General features: G+C 62.8%; 9 protein-coding genes. 6 read left to right on the top strand and 3 right to left on the bottom strand.

All coding sequences use genetic code 11. The annotated features are described in order from the left end of the window. Positions 1-86 precede the first annotated feature (86 nt). Positions 87-758: a ribose-5-phosphate isomerase RpiA gene (gene rpiA / locus AC07SI_RS30045; RefSeq protein WP_065902245.1), complete on the bottom strand. Its 672-nt coding sequence runs from the start codon at positions 756-758 to the stop codon at positions 87-89. A gap of 135 nt (positions 759-893) precedes the next feature. Between rpiA and ilvA the strand changes: the two genes are divergently transcribed. Further along, positions 894-2408, top strand: coding sequence for a threonine ammonia-lyase, biosynthetic (ilvA, locus tag AC07SI_RS30040; RefSeq protein ID WP_065902242.1), 1515 nt, complete (start codon positions 894-896; stop codon positions 2406-2408). Between the two features lie 41 nt (positions 2409-2449). Next, the gene (locus AC07SI_RS30035) at positions 2450-2863 is read left to right on the top strand and encodes a DUF2269 family protein (protein WP_106802361.1); all 414 of its coding nucleotides are present in this window, start codon (positions 2450-2452) and stop codon (positions 2861-2863) included. 72 nt (positions 2864-2935) lie between these two features. Here AC07SI_RS30035 and AC07SI_RS30030 read toward each other — a convergent pair whose 3' ends face one another. After that, positions 2936-3592: a histidinol-phosphatase gene (locus tag AC07SI_RS30030; RefSeq protein WP_282397674.1), complete on the bottom strand. Its 657-nt coding sequence runs from the start codon at positions 3590-3592 to the stop codon at positions 2936-2938. Positions 3593-3735: 143 nt separating this feature from the next. Between AC07SI_RS30030 and AC07SI_RS30025 the strand changes: the two genes are divergently transcribed. Together AC07SI_RS30025 and ptsP are read left to right on the top strand one after the other, a co-directional pair. After that, the gene (locus AC07SI_RS30025; protein ID WP_003176750.1) at positions 3736-4215 is read left to right on the top strand and encodes an RNA pyrophosphohydrolase; all 480 of its coding nucleotides are present in this window, start codon (positions 3736-3738) and stop codon (positions 4213-4215) included. Positions 4216-4237: 22 nt separating this feature from the next. Beyond that, complete coding sequence (gene ptsP / locus AC07SI_RS30020) at positions 4238-6517, top strand: phosphoenolpyruvate--protein phosphotransferase (RefSeq protein WP_065902236.1); 2280 nt, start codon at positions 4238-4240, stop codon at positions 6515-6517. An 86-nt stretch (positions 6518-6603) separates the two neighbouring features. Here the strand turns inward: ptsP and AC07SI_RS30015 are convergent, their stop codons facing one another. Beyond that, positions 6604-7350, bottom strand: a complete 747-nt coding sequence (locus AC07SI_RS30015; RefSeq protein ID WP_495007095.1) for an NRDE family protein — start codon at positions 7348-7350, stop codon at positions 6604-6606. 121 nt (positions 7351-7471) lie between these two features. Here AC07SI_RS30015 and AC07SI_RS30010 point away from each other — a divergent pair, with 121 nt between their 5' ends. Together AC07SI_RS30010 and lgt are read left to right on the top strand one after the other, a co-directional pair. Then, positions 7472-8254 (top strand): sulfite exporter TauE/SafE family protein, encoded by a 783-nt coding sequence (locus AC07SI_RS30010; protein ID WP_065902229.1) that lies wholly within the window; start codon positions 7472-7474, stop codon positions 8252-8254. Positions 8255-8318: 64 nt separating this feature from the next. Next, positions 8319-9131, top strand: a complete 813-nt coding sequence (gene lgt / locus AC07SI_RS30005) for a prolipoprotein diacylglyceryl transferase (protein ID WP_065902226.1) — start codon at positions 8319-8321, stop codon at positions 9129-9131. The last annotated feature ends 16 nt before the right edge of the window (positions 9132-9147 follow it).

The following is a 9147-nucleotide window of genomic DNA, read 5'->3' as shown; positions in this document are numbered from 1 at the left end:
CCCCCCCCCCCCCCCCCCCCCCCCCCCCCCCCCCCCCCCCCCCCCCCCCCCCCCCCCCCCCCCCCGCTCCCACATTGAGTAACGCGTCAGGCCTTGAGGGTTTTCACGCCCTCGGGGGTGCCCAGCAGCAGTACATCGGCTGGGCGCGCGGCGAACAGGCCATTGGTGACCACGCCGACGATTGCATTGATCTGCGTCTCCAGCTCCACCGGGTTGGTGATCTGCATGTTGAACACGTCGAGGATGATGTTGCCGTTGTCGGTCAACACGCCTTCGCGGTACACCGGGTCGCCGCCCAGCTTCACCAGCTCGCGGGCCACGTGGCTGCGGGCCATCGGGATCACTTCCACCGGCAGCGGGAACGCGCCGAGTACCGGCACCAGCTTGCTGGCGTCGGCGATGCAGATGAAGGTCTTGGCCACGGCCGCGACGATCTTCTCGCGGGTCAGGGCCGCACCGCCGCCCTTGATCAGGTTCAGGTGCGCGTCGCTTTCATCGGCGCCGTCGACGTAGAACTCCAGGTCGCTCACGGTGTTGAGCTCGTACACCGGAATGCCATGGCCCTTGAGGCGAGCGGCGGTGGCTTCGGAGCTGGCCACGGCGCCATCGAACGCGCCCTTGTGCTGGGCCAGTGCATCGATGAAGCAGTTGGCAGTGGAACCGGTGCCGACACCGACGATGCTCTTGTCGTCGAGTTTGGGAAGGATTAAATCGACGGCGGCCTGGGCCACTGCCTGTTTGAGTTGATCCTGGGTCATGCGGGCTCCGGAACGGGCGGGGAGTAAAAGAGGGGCGCGAGTATACCCCAACAAACCTTGGGATTCGTGTGGTCTCCCGGCCAAACGCTGGGTTAGACTCCTTGGCCCTGCCCAACCCGCCCAGTGATGCTGCCGATGCTTGAACAGTACGTCAAAAAGATCCTCACCTCGCGCGTCTACGACGTTGCCGTAGAAACCCCGCTGCAGACCGCCCGCCAGCTTTCCGAGCGCCTTGGCAACAAGGTCTGGCTCAAGCGCGAAGACCTGCAGCCGGTGTTCTCGTTCAAGATTCGCGGCGCCTACAACAAGCTGACCCAACTGACGGCCGAGGAGCGCGCGCGTGGCGTGGTCACCGCGTCGGCGGGCAACCATGCCCAGGGCCTGGCCCTGGCGGCCAAGGTGCTGGGGGTCAAGGCGACTATCGTGATGCCCAAGACCACTCCGGAAATCAAGGTCGAAGGCGTGCGCTCGCGGGGCGGCAAAGTGGTGCTGCACGGTGATTCCTTTCCGGAAGCCCTGGCCTACTCGCTGAAACTGGTCGACGAAAAAGGCTACGTCTACATCCACCCCTACGATGATCCGCACACCATTGCCGGGCAGGGCACCGTGGCGATGGAAATCCTGCGCCAGCACCCAGGGCCGCTGGACGCGATTTTCGTGCCGGTGGGCGGCGGCGGGCTGATCGCCGGCATCGCGGCGTACGTGAAATACCTGCGCCCGGAAATCAAGATCATCGGCGTCGAGCCGGACGACTCCAACTGCCTGCAGGCCGCCATGGCCGCGGGAGAGCGCGTGGTCTTGCCGACCGTGGGCATCTTTGCCGACGGCGTGGCGGTGGCGCAGATCGGCCAGCACACCTTCGACATCTGCAAAGACTACGTAGATGAGGTGATCACCGTCAGCACGGATGAAATCTGCGCGGCGATCAAGGATATCTACGACGACACCCGCTCCATCACCGAGCCGGCGGGCGCGCTGGGCGTGGCTGGGATCAAGAAGTACGTGGAGACCCGTGGCGTCACCGGGCAGACCCTGGTGGCCATCGACTCCGGCGCCAACGTCAACTTCGACCGCCTGCGCCATGTGGCCGAGCGCGCGGAGCTGGGTGAGGGTCGCGAAGCCATCATCGCCGTGACCATTCCCGAGAAGCCGGGCAGCTTCAAGGCGTTCTGCGAGGCCGTGGGCAAGCGCCAGATCACCGAATTCAACTACCGCTACCACTCCGGCAGCGAGGCGCACATCTTCGTTGGCGTGCAGACGCATCCGGAAAATGACCCGCGCAGCGCGCTGATCGCCAGTCTTACCAGCAAAGGCTTCCCGGTGCTCGACCTGACCGAGAACGAACTGGCCAAGTTGCACATTCGCCATATGGTCGGCGGGCATGCGGCCCAGGTCAGTGATGAAGTGGTGCTGCGCTTTGAATTCCCGGAGCGTCCGGGGGCCTTGTTCAACTTTCTTAACAAATTGGGCGGGCGCTGGAACATCTCGATGTTCCACTATCGCAACCACGGCGCAGCAGACGGCCGTGTGGTCGCTGGCCTGCAGGTTCCGGCGGACGAGCGTCACCTGGTGCCGGCAGCGCTTGAAGCGATCGGCTACCCGTACTGGGATGAAAGTGATAACCCGGCCTACAAACTGTTCCTCGGTTGAGCGACTACGCTGATGGGGGCGGCCTTTAAGGAAGACGAGACATGGAAACCCTGACCACCCTGAAAGTTATCCACATCACCGCCACGGTCCTGCTGCTGCTCAGCGGTCTCGGCCTGGCGTTGCTGGCCTGGCGCAAACGCAGCGCCGGCCCGGCGGTGACCGTGCAGCGCCCGTGGGCGTTCGTATGGTTGTTGATGGGGATTTGCCTGCTGAGCATGCCATTCACCGGCTGGTGGCTGGTGCACCTGATCGGCTGGCCACTGGGGCAGACCTGGATCCTGGGCTCCAGCATCCTCTATACCGTCGCGGCGCTGGCCTGGTTCTGGTTGGTGGCACGGCTCAATCGCCTGCGCAAAGGCGAGGGCGGCAGTTTGAATTTCACCCTGGTGCTGGCGGTGGTCAGCCTGGTGGGGTTCGTGGCGATTGCGGGGTTGATGGGGGCCAAGCCGGTCTAGGGCTTCAGGCGGTTACTGTGACAAGTAGGCCTTTTTGTGGTGAGCGGGCTTGCCCCGCTCACCACAGGGGTATCAGTTGCGCAGGGTGATGACTGGCCAGCCGCGCTTCTCGGCTTCAGCGCGCAGATTCGGATCCGGATCCACTGCCACCGGATGCGTCACCTGCTCCAGCAGCGGCAGGTCATTCATCGAGTCGCTATAGAAGTAGCTGTCTTGCAGGGTGTACCCGGTTTCTTCCAGCCAGCGATTCAGGCGCGTCACCTTGCCTTCGCGAAAGCACGGCACATCCGTGCTGCGCCCGGTGTAGCGGCCGTTTTCCATCTCGCACTCGGTGGCGATCAGGGTTTCCACGCCCAGGCGTGCGGCAATCGGCGCGGTGACGAAGCGGTTGGTGGCGGTAATGATCACCAGCTTGTCACCGGCGGCGCGGTGCTTGGCCAGCAGCTCTACGGCCAGCGGCAGGATGATCGGCTCGATGCAGTCGCGCATATAGTCGTTGTGCCATTCCTGCAACTGGGCCATCTCGGTACGGCCGAGGATTTCCAGGCAAAAGTTCAGGTAGGCAGCGTTGTCCAGCTTGCCGGCCAGGTAATCCTGGTAGAACTCGTCGTTGCGGGCCTTGTAGGCCACCGGGTCGAGAATCCCGCGCTCGCACAGGTAATCGCCCCAGGCGTGGTCGCTGTCACCGCCGAGAAGGGTGTTGTCCAAGTCGAATAAAGCCAGGCGCATTGCAGTTACTCGCTGAAAAGTCTGTAAAAAGGCGTCCAGAATACGGTCTTTTCACAAGAGTGCACATAAGGTAAGAAGCCTCGTTGCCGCTTCAGCAACCTTTGTGGAACAATGCGGCGACATGCGTTTGCGAGGTTGTTGCCGTGATCGACCCCGATGGTTTCCGTCCTAATGTCGGGATTATTCTTACGAATGATGCCGGACAGGTGCTATGGGCTCGCCGAATCAACCAAGATGCCTGGCAGTTTCCTCAAGGCGGAATCAACCCCGATGAAACCCCTGAAGACGCCTTGTACCGTGAGTTGAATGAAGAAGTCGGCCTTGAGCGCGAAGATGTGCAAATTCTGGCCTGTACCCGTGGCTGGTTGCGCTATCGTTTGCCGCAACGCCTGGTGCGTACCCACAGCCAACCGCTGTGCATCGGCCAGAAGCAGAAATGGTTTCTCCTGCGCCTGATCTCCAACGAGCAGCGGGTGCGGATGGATTTGACCGGTAAACCGGAGTTCGATGGCTGGCGCTGGGTCAGCTATTGGTACCCGTTGGGCCAGGTGGTGACATTCAAGCGCGAGGTTTATCGTCGCGCTCTCAAAGAGCTTGCCCCGCGCCTTTTAGCGCGCGACTGACGACGGAGTTCGACCCCGAGCCATGCTCAATACGCTGCGCAAGATCGTCCAGGAAGTTAACTCCGCCAAGGATCTCAAGGCGGCGTTGGGGATTATTGTGTTGCGCGTCAAGGAAGCCATGGGCAGCCAGGTCTGCTCGGTTTACCTGCTGGACCCCGAGACCAACCGTTTTGTGCTGATGGCCACCGAGGGCTTGAACAAGCGCTCCATCGGCAAGGTCAGCATGGCGCCCAATGAAGGTCTGGTGGGCCTGGTGGGGACGCGTGAAGAACCCCTGAACCTTGAAAACGCCGCCGATCACCCGCGTTATCGCTACTTTGCCGAAACCGGCGAAGAGCGCTACGCCTCGTTCCTCGGCGCACCGATCATTCACCACCGCCGCGTTGTCGGCGTGTTGGTCATCCAGCAAAAAGAACGCCGCCAGTTCGACGAAGGTGAAGAAGCCTTCCTCGTGACCATGAGCGCGCAGCTCGCCGGGGTTATTGCCCACGCCGAGGCCACCGGCTCGATTCGCGGCCTGGGGCGCCAGGGCAAAGGCATCCAGGAAGCCAAGTTCGTCGGCGTGCCGGGTTCGCCGGGTGCGGCGGTCGGTACCGCCGTGGTCATGCTGCCGCCGGCCGACCTGGATGTGGTGCCGGACAAGACCGTCGATGACATCGACGCTGAAATCAAACTGTTCAAGACTGCCCTGGAAGGCGTGCGCGCCGACATGCGCAACCTGTCGACCAAGCTGGCCACGCAGTTGCGCCCTGAAGAACGCGCGCTGTTCGACGTGTACCAGATGATGCTCGACGACGCGTCCCTGGGTAACGAAGTCAAGACCGTGATCAAGACCGGCCAGTGGGCCCAGGGCGCGCTGCGCCAGGTGGTCACCGATCACGTCAACCGTTTCGAATTGATGGACGACGCCTACCTGCGCGAACGGGCCTCGGATGTGCGTGACCTCGGTCGCCGTCTGCTGGCCTACCTGCAGGAAGACCGCACCACCAACCTGGTCTACCCCGACAACACCATTCTGATCAGTGAAGAACTGACCGCGACCATGCTCGGCGAAGTGCCGGAAGGCAAGTTGGTGGGCCTGGTCTCGGTACTGGGTTCGGGTAACTCCCACGTCGCGATCCTGGCCCGGGCCATGGGCATCCCGACGGTGATGGGCCTGGTGGACCTGCCGTATTCCAAGGTCGACGGCATCGACATGATCGTCGATGGCCATCGCGGTGAAGTCTTCACCAACCCCAGCGAAGTGCTGCGCAAGCAATACGCCGAGGTGGTCGAGGAAGAGAAACAACTGGCGCTGGGCCTCGACTCGTTGCGCGAGTTGCCGTGCGTGACCCTCGATGGCCATCGCGTGCCGCTGCTGGTCAACACCGGCCTGCTCGCCGATGTGGCCCGTGCGCAGCAGCGCGGTGCTGAAGGGGTGGGGCTGTACCGCACCGAAGTGCCGTTCATGATCAACCAGCGTTTCCCGAGTGAGAAGGAGCAGCTGGCGATTTATCGCGAGCAACTGTCCGCCTTCCACCCGTTACCGGTGACGATGCGCAGCCTGGACATCGGCGGCGACAAGTCACTGTCGTATTTCCCGATCAAGGAAGACAACCCCTTCCTCGGCTGGCGCGGTATCCGCGTCACCCTCGATCATCCTGAAATCTTCCTGGTGCAGACCCGCGCCATGCTCAAGGCCAGCGAGGGCCTGAACAACCTGCGCATTCTGCTGCCGATGATCTCCGGCACCCATGAGCTGGAAGAGGCCCTGCACCTGATCCACCGTGCCTGGGGCGAAGTGCGCGACGAAGGCGCCGACGTGCCGATGCCGCCGATCGGCGTGATGATCGAGATTCCGGCAGCGGTGTACCAGGCCAAGGAGCTGGCGCGCCAGGTGGACTTCCTGTCGGTGGGCTCCAATGACCTGACCCAGTACCTGCTGGCCGTGGACCGTAACAACCCACGGGTGGCCGACCTCTACGACTACCTGCACCCGGCGGTGCTGCAAGCCCTGCAGCACGTGGTGCGCGACGCCCATGCCGAAGGCAAGCCGGTGAGTATCTGCGGTGAAATGGCCGGCGACCCGGCGGCGGCGGTGCTGTTGATGGCGATGGGCTTTGACAGCCTGTCGATGAACGCCACCAACCTGCCGAAGGTGAAGTGGATGCTGCGCCAGGTCGAACTAAGCATGGCCAAGGACCTGCTGGCGGAGTTGATGACCATCGACAACCCGCAAGTTATCCACAGTTCGCTGCAGTTGGCGCTGAAGAACCTGGGGCTGACGCGGATGATCAACCCGGCTTCTGCCAAGACCCTCTAGACATCGCTGGCAAGCCAGCTCCTACCGTTGGAATGCATTCCCCTGTAGGAGCCGGCTTGCCGGCGATGGCGCCAATCCAGGCGCCGTCAAATACTCAGTTCCACCTCACCCAAACGTCCCCCGTGCGGGCCGAAACTGCGCTCCACCATCCGCCGCGTGCCGTCGGCATTCACAATCAACGCCGTACTCGCCCTTGTCCCGTAGCTGGGACTCGCAATAAACACGCTCGACAACAGGCTCTCGATCGCCAGTCCCACGCCGGTATCCGGCAAGTCGGCAAATGGCGCGGTCTGCGGGTCGCTCAAGATCGCCAGCAAGGCCTCCGGCTGCGGATCGTCCAGCAGCTCGCTCAATGCTGCCTTGGCCTTGAGCAACTTGGGCCACGGCGTGTCCAGCCCTGCGTTGGATAATCCATAAATCCCAGCCTTCAACTGCGTCGGCTCGGTGTGGTTGGCGTTGTAATGCCATAACGCATCCCGCGTGCCCACCAGCAGGTTGAAACCGGCATATTCAATCGAACGTCCGTTAACGTCGGCGAGATATTGGTCAATCGGCAGCGATCCGCTGAGAAAACGTGAGACCAGTTCACCGCGCGATTTGCGTGCCGGCGGCTGATGCGGGTCGCGGATATTGGTCAGGGCGGCAAACCGCCCATCGGCATTGACCCCCAGCCAGGTGCCACCTGCTTCCTGGTCGCGGCCGGCGTAGATAGCTGGCGCATCCGGCCACTGGGCCAGCGGCAGGCTGGGGCGGGCGTAGAACTCATCGCGGTTGGCCGCGACGATCAGCGGTTGGGCGTGGCCCGGCCGCCAGGCGAAAACAATCAGGCACATCAGGCGATTCCCTTTTGTGTTTTTAGCCACTCTACCCATACAGGCAGCGGCGTTCCATCGTATCCAGTTGGGTCGCATGCCTTCCATCCGTTAACATGCCGGACTTGGTTTGGGGGCTCCCATGGAATTTCTCCTGTATTTGCTACTCGGCGCCTGTGCGGGCGTGCTCGCCGGGCTGTTTGGCGTGGGCGGCGGGATCATCATCGTGCCGGTGCTGGTGTTCAGCTTTACCTTGCAGGGCTTCGACCCGCAGGTGCTGACGCACCTGGCCGTGGGCACGTCCCTGGCGACGATTATCTTCACCTCGGTGAATGCCGTGCGTGAGCACCACCGGCGTGGCGCGGTGCGTTGGCCGATCTTCCTGTGGATGACCTTGGGTATCCTGATCGGCGCCGGTTTTGGTGCGCTGACCGCCGAGGCGATTTCCGGCCCGCATCTGCAGAAGATCATTGGGGTGTTTGCCCTGCTGGTGGCCGTGCAACTGGCCCTGGAGGTCAAGCCCAAGGCCAGCCGCACGGTGCCGGGCAAGGTCGGCCTGACCGTAGCCGGCTCGGTGATCGGCTGGGCCTCGGCGATTTTCGGGATTGGCGGCGGCTCGCTGACCGTGCCGTTCTTGACCTGGCGCAGCGTGCCGATGCAGCAGGCGGTGGCCACTTCATCGGCCTGTGGCCTGCCGATTGCCGTGGCCAGTGCATTAAGTTTCATGATTCTGGGCTGGCATGACCCGCTCTTGCCCGCTCATAGTCTAGGGTTCGTGTATTTGCCGGCGCTGCTGGGCATCGCCCTGACCAGCATGGTGTTCGCCCGCTTCGGCGCACGCCTGGCACATCGGTTGTCGCCGCGTTTGCTCAAGCGGCTGTTCGCCGGATTGTTGTTTTGCGTCGGTTTAAACTTTTTGTTGTAACGCAGGCTTAATCGCGCACGGGCATGGTCCGGTCGCACTATCGAATGATTAACGAGGAGTCGCAATGCTGCCTTACCCGCAGATCGACCCGGTGGCCCTGGCCATCGGTCCGCTGAAAATCCACTGGTACGGGTTGATGTACCTGATCGGCATCGGCGGGGCCTGGCTGCTGGCCTCCCGCCGCCTGAACCGTTTCGACCCGACCTGGACCAAGGAGAAGCTCTCCGACATGGTGTTCTGGCTGTCGATGGGCGTCATCGTCGGCGGGCGACTGGGGTATGTGCTGTTCTACGATCTGTCGGCGTACATCGCCAACCCGACGCTGATCTTTGAAGTGTGGAAGGGCGGCATGGCGTTCCACGGTGGGTTCATCGGTGTGATGATCGCCGCCTGGTGGTTCGGCCGTCGCAATGGCAAGTCGTTCTTCCAACTGATGGACTTCGTCGCGCCGATGGTGCCGATCGGCCTGGGCGCCGGGCGGATTGGCAACTTCATCAATGCCGAGCTGTGGGGCAAGCCGACCGACGTGCCGTGGGCCATGGTGTTCCCACCGTTCAGCGACCCGGCGCAACTGCCGCGCCATCCGTCGCAGCTGTACCAGTTCGCCCTGGAAGGTGTGGCACTGTTCCTCATTCTGTACATCTTCTCGCGCAAGCCACGCCCAACCATGGCAGTGTCAGGGATGTTCGCGCTGTTCTATGGGATCTTCCGTTTCATCGTCGAGTTCGTGCGCGTGCCGGATGCGCAGCTGGGCTACCTGGCGTGGGGCTGGGTGACCATGGGCCAGATCCTCAGCCTGCCGATGATCCTCGGCGGCCTGGGCCTGTTGTGGTGGGCCTACAACCGTCCACAGCCGATCAAGAACACCGCGCTTTAAATTCGAACGCCGAGGC

Source organism: Pseudomonas sp. GW821-FHT05D12 (genome assembly GCF_059419825.1).
The sequence above is the reverse complement of the archived record's forward strand: the minus strand, read 5'-3'. Positions and strand labels throughout refer to the sequence as shown.

Coding starts and splice junctions, on each gene's coding strand:
- rpiA (WP_065902245.1), bottom strand. CDS start 758: ATGACCCAGGATCAACTCAAACAGGCAGTGGCCCAGGCCGCCGTCGAT.
- ilvA (WP_065902242.1), top strand. CDS start 894: ATGCTTGAACAGTACGTCAAAAAGATCCTCACCTCGCGCGTCTACGAC.
- AC07SI_RS30035 (WP_106802361.1), top strand. CDS start 2,450: ATGGAAACCCTGACCACCCTGAAAGTTATCCACATCACCGCCACGGTC.
- AC07SI_RS30030 (WP_282397674.1), bottom strand. CDS start 3,592: ATGCGCCTGGCTTTATTCGACTTGGACAACACCCTTCTCGGCGGTGAC.
- ptsP (WP_065902236.1), top strand. CDS start 4,238: ATGCTCAATACGCTGCGCAAGATCGTCCAGGAAGTTAACTCCGCCAAG.
- AC07SI_RS30015 (WP_495007095.1), bottom strand. CDS start 7,350: ATGTGCCTGATTGTTTTCGCCTGGCGGCCGGGCCACGCCCAACCGCTG.
- AC07SI_RS30010 (WP_065902229.1), top strand. CDS start 7,472: ATGGAATTTCTCCTGTATTTGCTACTCGGCGCCTGTGCGGGCGTGCTC.
- lgt (WP_065902226.1), top strand. CDS start 8,319: ATGCTGCCTTACCCGCAGATCGACCCGGTGGCCCTGGCCATCGGTCCG.